General features: G+C 60.3%; 12 protein-coding genes. 8 read left to right on the top strand and 4 right to left on the bottom strand.

What is annotated here, in order from left to right:
- Nucleotides 1-127: 127 nt before the first annotated feature.
- The 3 genes from ASC96_RS09810 to ASC96_RS09800 all read right to left on the bottom strand — a co-directional run bounded on the left by ASC96_RS09810 (nt 128) and on the right by ASC96_RS09800 (nt 3,909).
- A complete protein-coding gene (locus ASC96_RS09810) occupies nt 128-928 on the bottom strand; it encodes a xanthine dehydrogenase family protein subunit M (RefSeq protein ID WP_060502802.1) in 801 nt (266 codons plus the stop codon).
- 12 nt (nt 929-940) lie between these two features.
- Nucleotides 941-3,289 (bottom strand): xanthine dehydrogenase family protein molybdopterin-binding subunit, encoded by a 2,349-nt coding sequence (locus ASC96_RS09805; protein WP_060502801.1) that lies wholly within the window; start codon nt 3,287-3,289, stop codon nt 941-943.
- Between the two features lie 131 nt (nt 3,290-3,420).
- On the bottom strand, nt 3,421-3,909 hold the full coding sequence (locus ASC96_RS09800) for a (2Fe-2S)-binding protein (RefSeq protein ID WP_060502800.1): 489 nt from the start codon (nt 3,907-3,909) through the stop codon (nt 3,421-3,423).
- A gap of 441 nt (nt 3,910-4,350) precedes the next feature.
- On the opposite strand from ASC96_RS09800, the gene ASC96_RS09795 reads away from it, so the two are divergent.
- The 3 genes from ASC96_RS09795 (at nt 4,351) to ASC96_RS09785 (ending at nt 12,582) form a co-directional block, all read left to right on the top strand.
- Nucleotides 4,351-4,608, top strand: coding sequence for a glycine zipper domain-containing protein (locus tag ASC96_RS09795; RefSeq protein WP_060502799.1), 258 nt, complete (start codon nt 4,351-4,353; stop codon nt 4,606-4,608).
- Between the two features lie 252 nt (nt 4,609-4,860).
- Nucleotides 4,861-6,771, top strand: coding sequence for an autotransporter assembly complex family protein (locus tag ASC96_RS09790; protein ID WP_060502798.1), 1,911 nt, complete (start codon nt 4,861-4,863; stop codon nt 6,769-6,771).
- Between the two features lie 99 nt (nt 6,772-6,870).
- Entirely contained in the window at nt 6,871-12,582 is a 5,712-nt protein-coding gene (locus ASC96_RS09785) for a translocation/assembly module TamB domain-containing protein (protein ID WP_060502797.1), read from the top strand.
- 35 nt (nt 12,583-12,617) lie between these two features.
- Here the strand turns inward: ASC96_RS09785 and ASC96_RS09780 are convergent, their stop codons facing one another.
- Nucleotides 12,618-13,061, bottom strand: a complete 444-nt coding sequence (locus tag ASC96_RS09780) for an Lrp/AsnC family transcriptional regulator (protein ID WP_060502796.1) — start codon at nt 13,059-13,061, stop codon at nt 12,618-12,620.
- A 138-nt stretch (nt 13,062-13,199) separates the two neighbouring features.
- Between ASC96_RS09780 and rocF the strand changes: the two genes are divergently transcribed.
- The 5 genes from rocF (at nt 13,200) to ASC96_RS09755 (ending at nt 18,554) form a co-directional block, all read left to right on the top strand.
- Nucleotides 13,200-14,135: an arginase gene (gene rocF, locus ASC96_RS09775; protein ID WP_060502795.1), complete on the top strand. Its 936-nt coding sequence runs from the start codon at nt 13,200-13,202 to the stop codon at nt 14,133-14,135.
- Between the two features lie 28 nt (nt 14,136-14,163).
- Complete coding sequence (gene rocD, locus ASC96_RS09770) at nt 14,164-15,369, top strand: ornithine--oxo-acid transaminase (protein WP_060502794.1); 1,206 nt, start codon at nt 14,164-14,166, stop codon at nt 15,367-15,369.
- Nucleotides 15,370-15,717: 348 nt separating this feature from the next.
- Nucleotides 15,718-17,508 (top strand): methyl-accepting chemotaxis protein, encoded by a 1,791-nt coding sequence (locus ASC96_RS09765; RefSeq protein ID WP_060502793.1) that lies wholly within the window; start codon nt 15,718-15,720, stop codon nt 17,506-17,508.
- The gene (locus ASC96_RS09760; protein WP_037097448.1) at nt 17,508-17,987 is read left to right on the top strand and encodes a chemotaxis protein CheW; all 480 of its coding nucleotides are present in this window, start codon (nt 17,508-17,510) and stop codon (nt 17,985-17,987) included. Before ASC96_RS09765 ends, ASC96_RS09760 begins: the two co-directional genes overlap by 1 nt.
- 150 nt (nt 17,988-18,137) lie before the next feature.
- A complete protein-coding gene (locus ASC96_RS09755) occupies nt 18,138-18,554 on the top strand; it encodes a hypothetical protein (RefSeq protein WP_060502792.1) in 417 nt (138 codons plus the stop codon).
- Nucleotides 18,555-18,592 lie beyond the last annotated feature (38 nt).

Below are 18,592 nucleotides of genomic sequence, written 5' to 3'. Positions count from 1 at the left end.
TTTGAACAGTTCCAAACTATCCATCGTGAATTTAATTCCACCTAACCTTGATCTGAGTCAAGACCATGCAAAAAGGACGGGGCATCCCGTCCTTATATTCTGTTTCAAGGAAATCAGCGGTAATTCCTCAAGAGGCCGCTGCAACGGCGCGTTTGGCCATGACCTTCACCAGATTGGCGCGATACTCCGAACTGGCATGGATATCCGCCATAAGGTCCGACGGATCGACCGTGATAGCGGCAAGCGCATCCGGCGACCAGTTGGCGGCAAGAGCTGCCTCCATGCCGGAATGCCGAAAGACCCCATCCGCACCGGCACCGGTCACCGCCACCCGCACATCGCCATTGTCCCGGCGGGCAACGAACACGCCGGTCATGGCATAACGCGACGCCGGATTGCGGAACTTCGCATAAGCGGCCTTGGCCGGTGCATCAAACGTGATGGCGACGATCATCTCGCCGTCCTCCAGCGCGGTCTCGAACAGGCCGGTGAAGAAGTCTGCCGCCTTGATCTCGCGGGCATTGGTGACAACGATAGCATCGAGCGCCAGAAGGGCTGACGGATAATCCGCCGCCGGATCGTTGTTGGCCACCGAACCGCCGATCGTGCCCATATGGCGCACATGCGGATCGCCGATATGATGGGCGAGATCGCAGATTGCCGGACAGACGGCCTTCAGGTCCGCGGACGAGGCAACATCGAAATGCGTCGTCGCAGCGCCGATCCGCACGGATTTCCCGTTGACGGAAATGCCCTTCAGATCGGGGATATGCCGGAGATCGACGAGATCGCTCGGCGACGCCAGCCGCTGCTTCATCGTCGCGATCAGCGTCATGCCGCCGGACAGATATTTGCCTTCGTCAGCGCCTGATTTCAGTTTCACCGCATCCTGAACAGAGGATGCGCGATGGTAATTGGTCGCATACATATCGTCTCCTCCTCAATTGGCCGCGTTGAGTGCAGCCCAGACCTTTTGCGGGGTCGCGGGCATCGTCAGGTTATTGTTTCCGATCGCATCGGTAATGGCGTTCATCAGCGCCGGTGGCGAACCGATCGCACCCGCCTCGCCACAGCCCTTGATCCCCAACGGATTGGACGGACACGGCGTGTTCTGGTGCGACAGCTTGAACGACGGCAGGTCGTCGGCGCGCGGCATGGCATAATCCATGTAGCTCGCCGTGATCAGCTGACCGTTCTGCGGATCGTAATGGACGTTTTCGAGCAGTGCCTGACCGATCCCTTGCGCGATCCCGCCATGCACCTGGCCCTCGACGATCATCGGGTTGATGATATTGCCGAAATCGTCGGCCGCAACGAACTGGATGATGTCGGTCACGCCCGTTTCCGGATCGACCTCGACCTCGCAGATATAGCATCCGGCCGGGAAGGTGAAATTGGACGGATCGTAGAACGCGCCCTCCTTCAATCCCGGCTCCATGCCGGCTGGCAGGTTGTGGGCGGTGTAGGCGGCCAGCGCCACCTGGAACCAGGGCAGCGTCTTGTCGGTACCCGCCACCTTCACTTCGCCATTCTCGATGACGATATCGCTTTCGTCCGCCTCCATCAGGTGGGCGGCGATCTTCTTGGCCTTGGCCTCCACCTTGTCGAGCGCCTTGACCACCGCCGACATCCCCACGGCGCCGGAGCGGGAGCCATAGGTCCCCATGCCCATCTGCACCTTGTCGGTATCGCCGTGGACGATGTTGACACTATCGATCGGAACGCCGAGACGGTCGGCGACCAGCTGGGCAAAGGTGGTCTCGTGCCCCTGGCCATGACTGTGCGACCCGGTCATCACCTCGATCGTCCCGACGGCATTGACCCGGACCTCGGCCGATTCCCACAGTCCGACACCAGCCCCAAGCGAGCCGACCGCCGCCGACGGCGCAATACCACAGGCTTCGATATAACAGCTCATGCCGATGCCGCGCTTCTTGCCGTGCCGGGCAGCTTCCGCCTTGCGGGCGGCAAACCCGTTCCAGTCGGCCGATGCCATCGCCGCTTCGAGCGACGCCTCGTAGTCGCCGGCGTCATAATTCATGATCAACGGCGTCTGGTAGGGGAAAGTCCGCACGAAATTCTGGCGGCGAAGCTCTGCCGGCGAAACGCCCAGTTCCCGCGCTGCGGTCTCCATCGTCCGCTCCAGCAGATAGGTCGCCTCCGGCCGCCCGGCACCGCGATAGGCATCGACCGGCACGGTATTGGTATAGACTGTGCGGACATTGGCATGGATGGCCGGAATGGCATATTGGCCGGACAACAGGGTGGCATAGAGATAGGTCGGCACGGCGGATGAAAACAGCGACATGTAGGCGCCGAGATTGGCGATCGTATCGACCTTCAGGCCGATGATTCGGTTGTCCTTGTCGAACGCCATCTTCACCGTCGAAACATGGTCGCGGCCATGCGCGTCGGTGAGGAACGCTTCCGTGCGGTCGCATGTCCATTTCACTGGCACGCCGGTCTTCTTCGACGCCCAGAGACAGACGATCTCCTCCGGATAAATATAGATCTTCGAACCGAAACCACCGCCGACATCCGGCGCAATCACCCGCAGCTTGTTTTCCGGCGCGACATTGTAGAAGGCGCTCATCACCAGCCGGGCGACGTGCGGATTCTGGCTTGTCGTGTAACAGGTATAGTGATCCTCGGCGCTGTCATAGATGCCGAGCGTTGCGCGCGGCTCCATCGGGTTTGGCGCAAGCCGGTTGTTGCGAAGGGTGATTTCGGTCACATGTGCGGCTTCCGCGATCGCCTTCTCCGTTGCGGCGCCGTCACCGATCTGCCAGTCAAAGATCAGATTGTTTGGCGCTTCCGGATGCAATTGCGGTTGCCCCGGCTCAAGTGCCTTCACCGCCTCGGTGACCGCCGGAAGAACCTCGTAGTCAACCACCACCGCCTCGGCCGCATCGCGGGCCTCGCCCAGACTCTCGGCAACGACGATGGCAACCGCATCGCCGACATAGCGCACGGTTTCGTGCGCCAGGGGCCGCCACACACCCATGTTCATCGGCGAACCATCCTTGGAATGGATCATCCAGCCGCAAATGATGTTGCCGATCGCATCGACCTGCAGCTGCTTGCCTTCCAGGATGCCGATGACGCCCGGCATGTCCTTGGCCGCTGACATGTCAATGTTCTTGATCCGGGCATGGGCATAGGGGCTGCGCACGAAGAACGCATATTTCATGCCCGGGACGCTCATGTCGTCTGTGTACCGGCCCTTGCCGGTCAAAAACCGCTTGTCTTCTTTTCGCGCAACGCTTGCGCCAATGCCTTCAACACCCATGCTTCATCTCCTCCCGAGATATTTCTGCGTGGTCAGGTCGTGGCAGACGTTGGAAGCAATCGCGAAATGACGACACTACGGGGAGCGCGTTCATTCCGTATCCACCGGCTACCTCAGTCTGCGACCGCTGCTTATTCGGCTGCCTGCTGCGCACCGGCCATTTCGGCGGCGGCAGCGAGGATCGACTTGACGATATTATGGTAGCCGGTGCATCGACAGATATTGCCGTCGAGTTCCGCGCGCACCGTCGCCTCATCCAGATTGGCACCATGCCTGCGGATCATATCGACGGCGGTCATCACCATGCCGGGCGTACAGAAGCCGCACTGCAGACCGTGATTGGCCTTGAAGGCTGCCTGCACGGGGTGCAGTTCGCCGTTTGCGGCCAGTCCCTCGATCGTCGTGATTGTCGAGCCCGCTGCCTGCGCAGCCAGGATGGTACAACTCTTCACCGAACGGCCGTCCATATGGACGACACAGGCGCCGCATTGCGTGGTGTCGCAACCGACATGCGTTCCGGTCAGAGCCAGATTGTCTCGTAAAAAATGCACCAGAAGGGTGCGGTCTTCGCAGTCACTGCCGACCTGCCGGCCGTTGACCGTCATTTTCACTTTTGCCATCTCGCTCCTCCGAGGTTGGTCTTGCCAACACGAGCGGCTGTCGGGCAGATAAACTCGTTCCCGCGACAGAACCGCGTCAACTCTCATGCCTGGACCGCAGGCTTTCTCCTCAAAGCGTTACGGCATTCGTATCATTTGTTTTTTTTTGATCGGCCGCAACCGCTACTTTCAATCCTGCCGAAAATTCTGCCGGACAGAAAATACCCAAGCTGCCACGCCCAAACCTGTCACGAAAGGAACAGCCTTCAGCTTCCGTTCAGGTTGAATAGCATTACTTGCGCCAAGGGGATTTTGCAGGATATCTGTAGACTTTCACAGGCAGGCATTTATCTTTTAAAGGTGCAAGTTCGACCGGAGGGGGACCTTACGTCCATCTTCCATCCCTGGGGAGAAACGGACGGCCGGGAACTTGGGTCTCGCGTCCAGATTTTGGAGAAATAAATGAAGAAGGCCATCGTGCTTGTCCTGCTCGCGCTATCCGTTGTGAGCTGCACGCAGACTGAAAAGGGTGCCGGTATCGGGGCGGTTTCCGGCGCAATTATCGGCGGAGCAATCACCGGCGATGTTCGCGGCGCAGCCGTTGGCGCTGCAATCGGTGGCGTTTCGGGCGCCGTTATCGGCCACGTGACTGAGCAGCCCGGCCAGTGCTACTACCGTGACCGCTACGGCCGCCGCTACATCGACAGCTGCCCGCGTTGATCGCAGGCTTCATAAAAAGGCGGCGCATTACACCGCTTTTTCTCTCAGCCCCGGAGAAATCCGGGGCTTTTTGTTTCCCTCATGCCACACCGGCAGGGGTTTTCCACAAAAAGACGGCCAAAAGTCTTCATCACCCGGTCAATGCTGTGTAGGGTCATCATTAACAAACGGCAAACCTTGTCATGCGATTGTACTCCTGCCGTGATGGCAGGCAGGTGTTCGAAGTGGCCTGAACAGCGGAATGCGGAAATTATGCGTTTGCCGACTATGAGTTTTGCGTATCGGAAGGTTGGTGCTGCTTTTGCGGTCGCGGCTCTGGCTATCTGCGGGCCTCTGTCGGTCGGTGACGCCTATGCCTTCAAGATTTTCGGCATGCGGTTTTTCGAAAAAGAAGAAGAACCCAACGACATCGTCGATCCCGTCAATTTTAGCCTCACACTGAATGAATCCTCCGGCGACGAGGATCTGAAGTCGGCGCTGGAAAACAGTTCCCGTCTGTTTCAGGACAAGGACAAGCCGGTTTCGGGCGATCTTGGCCTCGCCATCAAGGCCCGCGACGACCGCGACCGCCTGCTGGCGGCTCTTTACGAACAGGCCCGCTACGGTGGCGTTGTGGCCGTTAAGGTGAATGGTCAGGACATCGATACACTGCCGCCCGATCCGGTGTTTCCGGACGGTGCCCCGGTGCCTGTCGAAATCACGGTAACCCCTGGCCCAGTGTTCACGCTCGGCGACATTGTTCTAAAAGGTGACGCCATCGGACGCCGGCCGGACGAGTATCTGAAGCCCGGCGCACGCGCGGATTCGACCCTGATCATCAAGGCTGGCGAAAAAGTCGTTGAAGATCTCAAGGAAGAAGGCCGGCCACTCGCCAAGTTGACGGAACGTAGCGTGGTTGCCGATCACGCAACGAATACCGTCGATGTGACGATCGCAGCGCAGGGCGGTCCCGTCGCACCGGTGGGCGCCGTCACCGTCAGCGGCACCAAGACCGTCGACCCGTCCTTCGTTGTCGATTACTCCCGCCTGAACGGCGGCAAGCCCTATTCTCCAGAAGCCCTGCGCAAAGCCTCCGACCGGCTTCGGCAGCTGGGCGTGTTCTCCAGCATCACCATCAAGCAGGCCAATGAACTGGCCCCCGACGGCACCATCCCAATGACCATCGAGGTTTCGGAAGGCAAGCAGCGCTATTTCGGTGCAGGCGCCCAGTATTCCACCACCGACGGCTTCGGCCTCCAGGGCTACTGGGGCCATCGCAACCTGTTCGGCCGGGCCGAATCGCTGCGGCTTGAGGGCTCGGTCAGCCGCATCGGTGAAACCACCGATATCGGCGATCTCGACTATTCGGCTGGCCTGCTGTTTGCCAAGCCGGGCGCATTTGGGCCCACCTCCACCTTCAACGCCAGCCTGAAGGCGCAGCTGCTCGATCCAGACGCCTACAAGGCAACGATCTTTACGGCGGCGGCGGGCGCCACGTTCGAACTGTCCGACACCGACACGGTGTCTGCCGGCGGCGAGCTCGCCTGGGCCGATGTCGATGATGCGTTCGGCAAGAACGAATATCTGACGGCCGCAATCCCGATCGAATATGTCCGCGATACGCGCGACAACAAGCTCAATCCCGTCTCGGGATATCGCGCTTCAATCAATGCCAAGCCGAGCTATGAGATCAACGGCCAGAGCTTCTTCAGCTCGTTCGAGGGATCGGCAGCCGCCTATGTCGGCTTCGGCGCGGAGAACCGCTTCGTTCTGGCCGGAAGGCTTGGCGCCGGTGTGATTGCCGGTGGCGACGGATTGGCCTCAATTCCCGCAAACCGGCGTTTCTATCTCGGCGGCGGCGGCACCGTGCGTGGCTATTCATATCAGGAGATCAGCCCGCGCAACGGCGACAACGAAATCCTCGGCGGCCGCTCCTATGTCAACGCCACGGTGGAAGCCCGCATCGGCATTACCGATACGATCGGCATCGTTCCCTTCATCGATGCGGGAACGGTGTCGTCAAAGACGGCCCCGGATTTTTCCGATATCCGCGCTGGTGCCGGTATCGGCCTGCGCTACAACACACCGTTCGGACCGATTCGGCTGGATGTCGCCGTGCCGCTGAATGCCTATCCGGGCGGCACCAAATACGGAATTTACGCCGGGATCGGCCAATCCTTCTGATTGCGTGAGGGCAGTCACCACGGCCTGAACCCGGTTTGAAAGATTGGGTTTCAGGGAGAAGCAATTTCACCGCAACGCGACTTGCGCTATGGATGAATCATGAATCGTTTGCCCCGTTTTCTGAAGATCGCGCTGCGTTGGCTGGCTTATGGCACAGGCTTTGCCCTGTTCGCCCTCGTGCTCCTGGTGCTTTTCGCAGGCTTTACCGCGCCCGGTGCGCGCTTTGTCGCCGCGATGATCGAGAAATATGCCTCGACGCCGGACCAGATCGTTCGCATCAACGACCCGAGTGCACTGCTCACCGGTGATTTCAAGGCTTCGAGTGTAACGCTGTTCGACAGCAAGGGCGTCTATGCGGAAATCCGCGAGGTCGCCATCGACTGGTCCCCCACCGCCCTTTTCTCCAAACGCTTCGATGCCGCAAAACTGTCGGCCGGATCCGTTCGCCTCGAACGACTGCCGATCCCTTCGCAGGAAACCAAGGAAGTCCGCAAGACCTTTGCCCTGCCGCTCGAGGTCAAGATCGACGCGTTCGATTTTGAGGAAATCATCATCGGCAAGGAGATTGCCGGCGCCGATCAGTTCCTCAATGCGCAGGGTAAGCTGAACGCCACCAATGCCAGCATTGCCGCTGCCCTTGCCATTGCACAACGCGACCGTCCGGACGCCAAGGCGATCGCCGATATCATCTTCAATCCGGCAAACGACGAACTGAAGCTGGAAACCACCATCGAGGAACCGAAGGGCGGGCTGCTTGCCAAAGCCATGCACCTGCCCGGCGAACCGGCGGTCAGCATTTCGGTCACCGGCAACGGTCCACTGACGAAATGGACTGGCACGGCAACCGCAGCCCTTGATGGCAATCAGGTGCTGAAAGTGGACGGTGAGCACACGCTTGCGCCGGATGGCTTTCGCACCATGGCGCTCAAGGGTGGCGGCACGTTCCGCGACCTCCTGCCTGCTGTCTTCCGGCCGCTTTTCGAAGGCACCACCGACATCGACCTTTCTGCGGCGCTCGACGGCACGACCATGCGCATCCAGCGCGGTAAATTTACGACCGCGGCTTTCGCGTTTGCTGCCTCTGGAACCTATAGCACGCTGGGCCAGAACGACCTGCAGGCAAGCCTCACCGGCACCAATGGCCCGATCGACTTCCGGCTACCGCTGGCAAAGGGCGAGGCGCAGCTATCAATCAACAATGCCAGCGTTTCGCTGATCGGCGAGGCCCAGGCAGCCGTGCTCGACATCGGTGCCGATATTGGCAAGGCAACGCTGCCACAGGGCGAGATCGAGGCAATCAGCCTGCACGCCTTTAGCGATGGTTTCAACCTCTCGACGAAGACAGGCCCCCTGAAGACGACGATCGAAACCGGTGCAACCCGCTTCATCAGCGCCGATATCGACCGCCTCGTCAAGGGACCGGTGAAGATCGACGGCACACTATCGGTGACCCCTGAAACCGTCTCTTTCGATCCGCTGACTCTCGAAAGTGCCAGCATTGGCGGTACGCTGACCGGTTCCTATACCATTGCCGAGAACACGCTCGCTACTGGGTTCAAGCTCTTTGCCCTACCGGCTGTCCTGCCCCCTGCCCTCGCGGAAAAATTCGACACGACCATTGCTATCACCGGCAATCTTGGTACTGGCTCCAACGGCAGCCTCACCGTCAACGATCTCGCCCTCAAGTCCGGAACGATCGAGGCGGCCGGATCGGCAGCGCTCGAAACCGGAAACCTGACAGCAGCGGTCAGCGGCGCCGTTCCCGAAATCGGCAAATTCCTCGCAAACGCCAAAGGCGCCGCCAACTTCAAGGCAGATGCCAGTGGTCCGCTCGACGCTCTTGCCATCAAGGCTGAAGTAACGGCAAACGGCGCAACGCTTGCCGGACGCACGCTCAATGATCTCGCCGTCAACGCCGACGCCACCGTCGGTCAGAACGGCCCGAATGCGACGGTAACCGCCACCGGCTCGCTGGACGGGCAGAAAATCGACGCCAAGGCCGAGATCGCCTCCGCCAAGGGTGCGACCAGCCTTCCTTCGATCGAGGCAACGATCGGCCAGAACACACTAACCGGCGCGCTCGACCTGAGGGAAGATTTCCAGCCGAACGGTTCGCTCACGTTCAATCTTCCCGATCTCGGGCTGCTCGCCGCCATGGCTGGGCAGACCGCGTCCGGCGATCTTGCCGGAACAGCCAGCATCACGTCTGAAAATGGCGTGACGTCGGTTGTCGTCAAGGCCAATGGTTCCGGCATAACCCGCGGCGACCTGGTGATCAGCAAGCCCGCCGCCGATATCACGATTGCCGATCTGAAGGCACTCGCGATCAAGGGTGCAGTGACGGTGGAAGAGGTCAAACAGGGCGACACCCGCCTTGCCGGCCTCAAACTCGGCTTCGAACAACAGGGACCGAAAACCAATTTCGCGCTCGACGGCACCTATGACGACGCACCGCTGACGGCACGCGGCGACCTGCAGAGTGCTGGCGGCCAAACGACGATCAATCTCCAGTCGTTCGCCGCCGCACCGAAGAAAATCCCGCTGCAACTCGCAGCGCCGACGACGATTACGATCGAAAACGGCGCGGTCAATCTGCAACAACTGGCAATCGCTGTATCCGGCGGCACCGTCACTCTGAACGGTAGCGCCGGCGAGAAGCTTGATGTGACCGCGACGCTGGCGGGGATCGATACCCGGCTGCCGCTCGAAAATGGCGAAGCGCACGTCGTGCTCGACACCGGAACCGCGTCCATCACCGGTGGCATGCAGTCAGCCATCATCAACGTCCAGGCAAGCGTCGGTCAACTGGCCCTGCCGCAGGGCCGTATCGACGCAATCAAGCTGACGGCCCAGAGCGATGCCTTCAACCTATCGACCCAGACCGGCCTGATCAAAACCCGTATCGAAACCGGCGATACACAACTGACAAGCGCCGACCTCGACAGGCTGGTCAAGGGACCGGTGAAGGTTGAGACCATCCTGGACGTATCGCCGGAACGGATCGGTTTTGATCCCGTCACCATTGACAGCAATAACCTCGGCGGCACGATCAACGGCGCATTCGAGATTGCCGCAAAGGCTTTGAACGCAGGATTCAATCTGTCCGTGCTTCCGGCTGGCCTACCAACGTCCCTTTCCGCCAAGTTCGATACGCCGGTCACGTTATCCGGCATGGTGACCACCGGCGCCGACGGTGCGGTTGATATCAGCAGGCTCGCCGTCGGTTCCGGAACGATTCAGGCCGCAGGCTCCCTCGGTCTCAAGGACGGAGCCCTGACGGCTGCCCTCACCGGCACACTGCCCGATCTCGGCAAGGTGCTGGCGGATGCCAGTGGGATCGCCGACTTCAAGGTCGATGCCACCGGCCCGCTCGACAATCTCGGCATCAAGGCCGAAGTCACCTCCAGCGGTGCAACGTTGGCAGGCCGCACACTCAGTGACCTCCAACTGACCGCAGACGCGACAGCCAATCCGAAAAACCCGCAGGCCAAGATCAAGGCCACCGGTGCTCTTGGCGGCCAGGCCATCAACGTCAATGCCGACCTGATATCCGAAGAGGGACGCACCAGCCTTCCGGTTCTTCAGGTTCAGGTCGGCGACAACCGATTGAACGGCAAGATCCAGTTCACCACCGATTTCCTGCCGCAGGGCAATGTCGACTTCGCCTTCCCCGATGTCGGCTTGCTGGCTGCAATGGCGGGTGAAAAGGCGTCGGGCGACATTGCCGGATCAGCTTCGATCAACAGCACCGGCGGCAAGACCTCGATTGCACTGAAGGCGAGCGGCTCGGGTATCAAGCGCGGCGATCTCGTCATCACCAAGCCGGTTGCTGATATCACCATCGCCGACCTCAAAGCCTTGGCGGTCAAGGGCAATCTCTCCGTCGACGCCTTCGCGCAGGGTGAGAACCGCGTCAACGGCCTGAAGCTCGACTTCGCCCAGCAGGCCGGAAAGACCGATGTGACACTTGATGGCCAGTACGACGGAGCACCGCTCAGCCTGCGCGCCGGTATCGAAACGGCAAATGGCAAGACGACCGTCAACCTCGCCTCCTTCACTGCTACACCACGCAGGATCCCGGTAAAGCTGTCGGCACCAACGACGATCACCATCGAAAACGGAAAGGTCAGTCTGCAGAAGCTGACGATCGGCGCTTCAGGCGGCACAATCGCCGTCACTGGCTCGGCGGGTGAAAAACTCGACCTTAATGTCAATCTCAACGCCTTGCCGGCCAGCCTCGCCAATACATTCGTGCCGTCGCTCGGCGCGGACGGCGCCATCAGCGGCAAGGTCGATGTCACCGGCACCGCGGCTGCACCCGTCGTGGCCTATGATATGCGCTGGGCAAACGCCGCAGTCGCGCAGGCCAAGTCCGCTGGCGTCGGTGCGCTCGATATCGCGGCGAAGGGGCAATTTGCCAACAATGTCGTGACGCTCGACACAACGCTCAACGGGGCAGGCGGCCTTGCGTTCAAAGGCAATGGCAAGGTTGGCATTACCGGCAACAAGCCGATCGACGTCAAAGCGTCCGGCAACCTGCCGTTCGCTCTCGCAGCCAATCTTCTGGCCGAGCAGGGATTCACCCTGACTGGTGCCGCCAATGTCGATCTTTCCATCACCGGCGCCGCAACAGCGCCCCAGGTGACCGGCACGATCTCCACGTCGGGCGCGCGCTTCGTTGATGTCCGCCGTAATCTGGCTATCACCGACCTCACGGCCCATGTTGCGCTTGATGGCAAGCAGGCGAATATCCAGAAGCTTTCCGGCAAGCTCGCCAGCGGCGGCACGCTGGATGTCACCGGCACGGTTGGCATCGCGCCCGGTTCCGGATTCCCGGCCGACATCGCCATCCGCCTTGCCAATGCGACCTATGTCGATGGCAGCCTGTTCACAGCCAGCATCGACGGCGCGATGACCCTCAAGGGCTCTCTGACCGCAACACCCGTTCTGGGCGGCAAGGTCACCATCCACAAGGCGTCGATCACCATTCCGGAAAAGCTGCCGGCGTCGCTGTCCGAGATCAACATCAAGCACAAGAACGCCCCGGCCAAGGTCAGGCAGATGCAGGCGGATGTCAGCAAAGACACGGGCAGCGGCGGCAGCACCAAGAGCGGCGGCATTGCCTTTGATCTGACTGTCAGCGCGCCCAGCAAACTGTTCGTCCGTGGCCGCGGTATCGATGCCGAGCTTGGTGGTGACCTGACCATTCGCGGAACAGCGGTCGAACCCGCCGTTTCCGGCGGTTTCGAAATGCGCCGTGGGCGGCTGGAAATCCTCGGCAAGCGCCTCGACTTCGCCGATGGCACAATCACTTTTGGCGGCAACCTCGTTCCCACCCTTGACCTCGACGCAACCTCCAGCGCCGGGGCAACGACGATCACTGTCAACGTCGCAGGCCCTGCCAACAACCCGGCCATCACGTTCTCATCGTCACCTGCTTTGCCACAGGACGAAATCCTGGCGCAGCTGATCTTCAACCGGTCGCTGTCCAACCTGTCGGCCCTGCAGATCGCCCAGTTGGCCAGCGCCGTCAGCGAACTGGCCGGCGGCGGCTCAAATTCGCTCTTGAGCGGCCTGCGCAACAAGCTGGGTGTCGATGATCTCGACGTTTCGACGGATGCGACCGGCGGCGCGACGGTGACGGCCGGAAAGTATCTCAACGACCGGACCTATCTGGAACTGCAATCCGGCTCGGAGGCAGGCGGCGGCAAAGCGATCATCAATCTCGATGTCGGCCGCGGCGTCAAGCTGCGCGGCGAAGCCGGCGCCAGCGGCGCAGGTGGCGGGATTTTCTATGAGAAGGAATATTGAGCGAAGCTGCTTCGGCTCGCTCAATACCGTCTGGTTTAAACCGCCGCCGAAATCTTGCTGGTCTTCAAAAGGATGTTCGTCTCGGTGAGGTTGATGCCGTCAATCAGCCGGATCAGCCGCAGCGTTTCGTCGAAGGTGCCGAGATCCTTGTCCTCCAATTCGGCAATGAAATCCCAGCGGCCATTGGTCGAATGAAGGGCGCGCACCTGCGGCATGCCGCGCAGCTGCGTGGCGACGCGATCCGCCATCTTGCCGTGAATTTCGATCATGACGATGGCACGCACGCCGCTGCCGGAAAGCTCCGCTCCCGTGCGGATCGTGAAGGCGGCAATCGTTCCGGATGCGACCAGCCGGTCGATGCGGGCGGCAACGGTCGCACGCGACGCGCCGGTGGTGACGGCGAGAGCTGAGACGGGCGTGCGGGCATTGTGGCGCAGCGCGCTGATCAGGGAATGGTCAAGATCGTCGAGACTTATCATTTTGCCTATCCGCACTTCTCATAGTGTCAATTATTGCAATCTATTTGCCAGTTTTCCATCTATTTGCCAACAAACAAACCCGTATAATCCGCGCACAAACCGGGCAAACCGGCATCACGCGAACTTGCGGGGAAGACCATGGCTGAATCCAAGAAGAACATCGTACTCATCGGCGCACCGCTCGAAGAAGGCTCCGGCCGCCGTGGCGCTGCAATGGGTCCTGCGGCCCTGCGCATTGCAGGTCTCGACACAATGCTGGCCGGCCTTGGCCACAGCGTCACCGACGACGGTGACCTGAAGCCGCTGCCTGCACGCGACCTGCCGAACCACCCGAAAGCCAACAATTTGCAGATCGTCGCGGCGATCACCCGCGCGCTCGACGAATCGGTGCATCAGTCAGCCCGCGCCGGCAATTTCCCGGTCATCCTCGGTGGCGACCACGCCCTGTCGATGGGCTCGGTCTCCGGCATGGCGCGCTATGCCCAGGAACAGAACCGCCCGCTCTTCGTGCTCTGGCTCGATGCCCATGCCGATTTCAATTCGCCTGCGACTTCCCCTTCAGGCAATATGCACGGCATGCCGGTGGCCTTTTTCTGTGGCCAGGCCGAGTTCGCCCCGATCCTCGACAAGGACCGCCCGATGGTCGATCCGAAAAACGTTTTCCAGGTTGGCATCCGCTCCGTCGATGACCGCGAACGCGAGGAAATCGCCGAACATGGCGTCAATGTCTATGACATGCGTGCCATCGACGAGACCGGCATGGCCCATATCATGCACGAGATCATCGCCAAGATTAAAGCCGCCAACGGCCTGTTGCATGTCAGCCTCGACGTCGATTTCCTCGATCCGGAACTGGCGCCCGGCGTCGGCACCACGGTTCCCGGCGGCGCGACCTTCCGCGAAGCGCATCTGATCATGGAAATGCTTTGCGACAGCGGCCTCGTCTCATCGCTCGATCTTGTCGAGCTCAACCCCTTCCTCGACGACCGCGGCAAGAGCGCCCGCATTCTCGTCGAGTTGACCGCAAGCCTGTTTGGCCGCCGCATTCTCGACCGGCCGACACGCAGCGCCTGAGCCAATAACAAAAGCCACTGGAGGACCCATGAATACGACAAACGCACTGATCGAAACCGAATACCGGCTGGGCGCGCATAACTACAAGCCGATTGATGTCGTGCTTTCGCGCGGTGAAGGTGTCTATGTCTGGGACCTTGACGGCAATCGTTACCTCGATTGCCTGTCGGCCTATTCCGCTGTCAACCAGGGCCATTGCCACCCCAAAATCCTGGCGGCGATGATGGAGCAGGCGCAAAAGCTGACGCTCACCTCGCGCGCCTTCCGCAACGACCAACTGGCGCATTTCTACGAGGAACTGGCAACGCTCACCGGCAGCCACAAGATCCTGCCGATGAACTCAGGCGCCGAAGCCGTCGAAACCGCCGTCAAGGCGGTGCGCAAATGGGGCTACGAGGTCAAGGGCGTCGCGGAAAACAAGGCCGAGATCATCGTCTGCTCCAACAACTTCCATGGCCGCACCATGGGCATAGTCGGTTTCTCGACCGATCCGGACGCCCGCTCCGGCTTCGGCCCGTTCGCGCCGGGCTTCAAGACCGTTCCGTTCGGCGATATCGAAGCGTTTCGCGCCGCGATCAACGAGAACACCGTCGCCTTCCTGATCGAACCAATCCAGGGCGAAGCCGGCGTCATGATCCCGCCGCAGGGCTATTTCCCGGGAGTCCGTGCGCTGTGCTCCAAGCATGGCATCACGCTGATCCTCGACGAGATACAGACTGGCCTCGGCCGCACCGGCAAGCTGCTCGCCGAAGAGCATGAAGGCATCGAAGCCGACGTGACCCTGATCGGCAAGGCACTGTCCGGCGGCTTCTATCCGGTCTCGGCCGTTCTTTCGAATTCCGAAGTGCTCGGCGTCCTGCAGCCCGGCCAGCATGGCTCGACCTTCGGTGGCAATCCGCTGGCCTGCGCCATCGCCCGCGCGTCGTTGAAGGCCCTGACCGAAGAAGACATGATCGGTAACTCGGCCCGCATGGGCGAGCGTTTCCAGGCTGGTCTCAAGGACATCCGTTCGAACATCATCAAGGACGTTCGCGGCCGGGGCCTGATGCTGGCCGTCGAACTGGTTCCCGAAGCCGGCGGCGCCCGCAAATATTGCGAAGCGCTGAAGGAGCGCGGCATCCTTGCCAAGGACACCCATGGCGACACGATCCGCATCGCTCCGCCGCTGGTGATCACGGCTGATCAGGTCGATTGGGCCGTCGAGCAGTTCGCCGGCGTTTTGACGGCGCAGTAAGCGGCAAGCATGGGTTTCTGCAACCCCATAATGTACCTATAATACGAACCAATACCCGGCGTTGCGCCGGGTATTGTCATTTGTCATATTTATGCCGGCAGGCGTTCGAAACTCGGCAAATCTTAAATATCTATTGAAGTTTTAGCCCCTAGATATTGCCGTCGCGACCGGTCTGAACCGGGGCATGAAGCTTTCGCGAAAAGCCGGTCATCCGGCATGACCTGACGACGCCGTGCAAAGCGCCGGTATCGTTTGCCAGCCGTCCACATTCCTACTCAGAAAAACCGCCCGATCGCGCGGCACTCAGCCGCGCGCGTTGCAAACCCGCGTGCACAAGGACCGATAGTCATGACCCGTTTTTCGTCACCGTTCCGCAGCGACGCCAAGGCAATCCTGTCTGCGATGCAACGATCTCAGGCAATTATTGAATTCGACCTGCAGGGAAACATCCTGACGGCCAATGAAAACTTCTGCAAAACTGTAGGATACGATCTGGCGGAAATCGTCGGCCAGCACCACCGCATGTTTGTAGATCCGGCCGACGCAGCAAGCAGGGACTATCGTGACTTCTGGGCGCGGCTTGCCCGCGGCGAGTTCGATCGCCGCCAGTACAAGCGGATCGGCAAGGGTGGCAGGGAAATCTGGATCGAAGCATCGTACAATCCCATTTTCCGGGGCTCGAAACCCTATAAAGTGGTCAAGTTTGCCACTGACATAACGGCCGTGAAACTGAGAAGTGCAGAAGATGCCGGCAAGATCGCTGCGATCTCCCGCGCCCAGGCCGTTATCGAGTTCACGCCGGACGGCGACATTCTGACCGCCAACGGGAACTTTCTGTCGACGCTCGGTTATCAACTTGGCGATATTCAAGGCAAGCACCACAGCATGTTCTGCGAGCCCGCCTACGGCAGCAGCGAAGAATACCGGGACTTCTGGGCCAGGCTGCGCAATGGTCAGTTCATCGCCGATGAATTCAAGCGGATCGGCAATGGCGGCAGAGAGGTCTGGATCCAGGCCAGCTACAATCCGATCTTCGATTTGAATGGGTCGGTGAAGAAGGTGGTAAAGTTCGCAACCGACATTACCGGTCGCGTCAATAACAGCCGGGAGCTGGCGGCAGCAATGCGGGAATTGGCCAATGGTAATCTCGATCAGCATCTGGACAGGCCATTCATCCCGGCACTGGAAGCGCTCCGCCTCAGCTTCAACGGTACCATCGACAAGCTGAAAGAGACGATGCGTGCCGTCGGCGCCAATGCGCAAGCAATCGCAGCCGGCTCAGGCGAAATCAGCAGTGCGGCTCAGGACCTTTCAAAGCGTACCGAGCAACAGGCCGCGTCGGTTGAAGAGACAGCGGCAGCACTGGAGCAGATCACCACGACCGTGGCCGATAGCAGCCGCCGCGCCGCGGAAGCAGGCACACTGGTTGCCCAGACCAAGCTCGACGCCGAACGTTCCAGCGAAGTGGTGAGAAACGCCGTCCACGCGATGGGCGAGATCGAGAACTCGTCGCGCGAGATTTCCAGCATCATCGGCGTCATCGACCAGATCGCCTTCCAGACCAACCTGCTTGCCCTCAACGCAGGCGTCGAAGCGGCGCGGGCGGGCGATGCCGGCAAAGGGTTTGCCGTGGTAGCCCAGGAAGTGCGCGAACTCGCCCAGCGTTCGGCAACAGCGGCAAAGGAGATCAAGAGCCTGATCACCACATCCAGCGATCAGGTCAAGGACGGCGTCTCTCTCGTTGGCCAGGCCGGCAAGGCGCTGGAGGAAATCCTGAGCCAGGTGGACCAGATCAACACCAATGTGTCCGCTATTGTAGAAGGTGCAAAAGAACAGGCGACAGGTTTGAAAGAAATTAACCAGGCTGTGAATACAATGGACCAAGGTACACAGCAGAATGCAGCAATGGTCGAGCAATCCACGGCTGCCAGCCACGCCTTGGAAAAGCAAGCAGACGGTCTTTTCAGTCTTCTCAGCCAGTTCAAGGTCGGTGAGGCATCGCAGGGTCGCTTGGCGGCAGCGCGGCAGGACGCAAAACCGGTCGCTTCCCCGGCCCGGGTCATGGCCAGCCGGGTAGCGAAGGCCTTTAGTTCAAACATGGCAGTTGCCGCCAATCGGGATAGCTGGGAAGAATTTTGATGAACAACACGATCTCTACAGGTACCTTCGGTCACGAAACGCTCGAGATCATCGCTTTCCGTCTGCACGATCAGGAGTTCTGCGTGAAGACTACGACGATCCGCGAAATCCGTGGCTGGGCACCTTCGACACCGATTCCGCATTCGCCTGCCGACGTTCTCGGCGTGATGAACCTGCGCGGCACCGTCATCCCGATCATTGACCTTGCCCACAAGCTCGGCATGAAGAGCACGGTTGCCAACGAACGCAGCGCCATCGTGGTTGCCGAAGTGCACAATATGGTCATCGGCCTCGTCGTTGACCGCGTCTCCGATATCCTGACGGTGCGTGGCGACCAGGTTCAGCCGGTTCCGGAAATCACCACATCCTTCGACAAGAGCTATGCAGAAGGCATCATCGCCAACGAAACCGGCATGATCTGCTTCCTCAACCTCGCCCGCATGTTCAAGGAACGCGAAATGGAAGACGTCGCAGCCTGATCGCTGCCCATGCTTACCTCATAGAAGAGCGGCTCCGGCCGCTCTTTTTTGTGTCCAGACTGCATCGCATCCGTTGCGGCAGACCCCGCCAGCGGAACAAAACTTCGCCCGTACGGTTATCAGCGTAACGCAACCACGGAGGCGACAGTCATGGAAGTAATCGGCACGCAAGTCCACCCGCAGTCTTCGGCAGGGCTGATGACGGTGGAGTTCGTCGGTGAAGGCGGTGATGTGATTTCGGTTCAGATGCACCATACCGAATCTGATGGCTTGAACCGGCTGAACGCGATCGCAAGGGCCAAGGCGATGATGTTGCAGGTGGCGGCGTTCGAACAGCCCGAAAATGGTGAAGCAGCTGATGGTTCCGGTTCCGGCAATGATACCTCCGGCGAATCTCCGGCCGTTATGTCATTGCGAAGTGCGCGGGCCGCAGGCGATACCGGAACGCTGGAAGAACAGCTCGATGAAGGGCTGGAATCGTCTTTTCCTGCCAGCGATCCGGTTTCCGTGACCACCAGCACGATTCCAAGCGGCCGTGCTGATACTGAAGAAGCCAAGAAGCAGTAGTGTATCGAGTAGACAGGATCGTTCGCGCGGCCGATCCT

This window comes from Rhizobium sp. Root1204 (assembly GCF_001424965.1).
In the GTDB taxonomy this organism is placed as follows: Bacteria; Pseudomonadota; Alphaproteobacteria; order Rhizobiales; family Rhizobiaceae; genus Pararhizobium.
The sequence above is the reverse complement of the archived record's forward strand: the minus strand, read 5'-3'. Positions and strand labels throughout refer to the sequence as shown.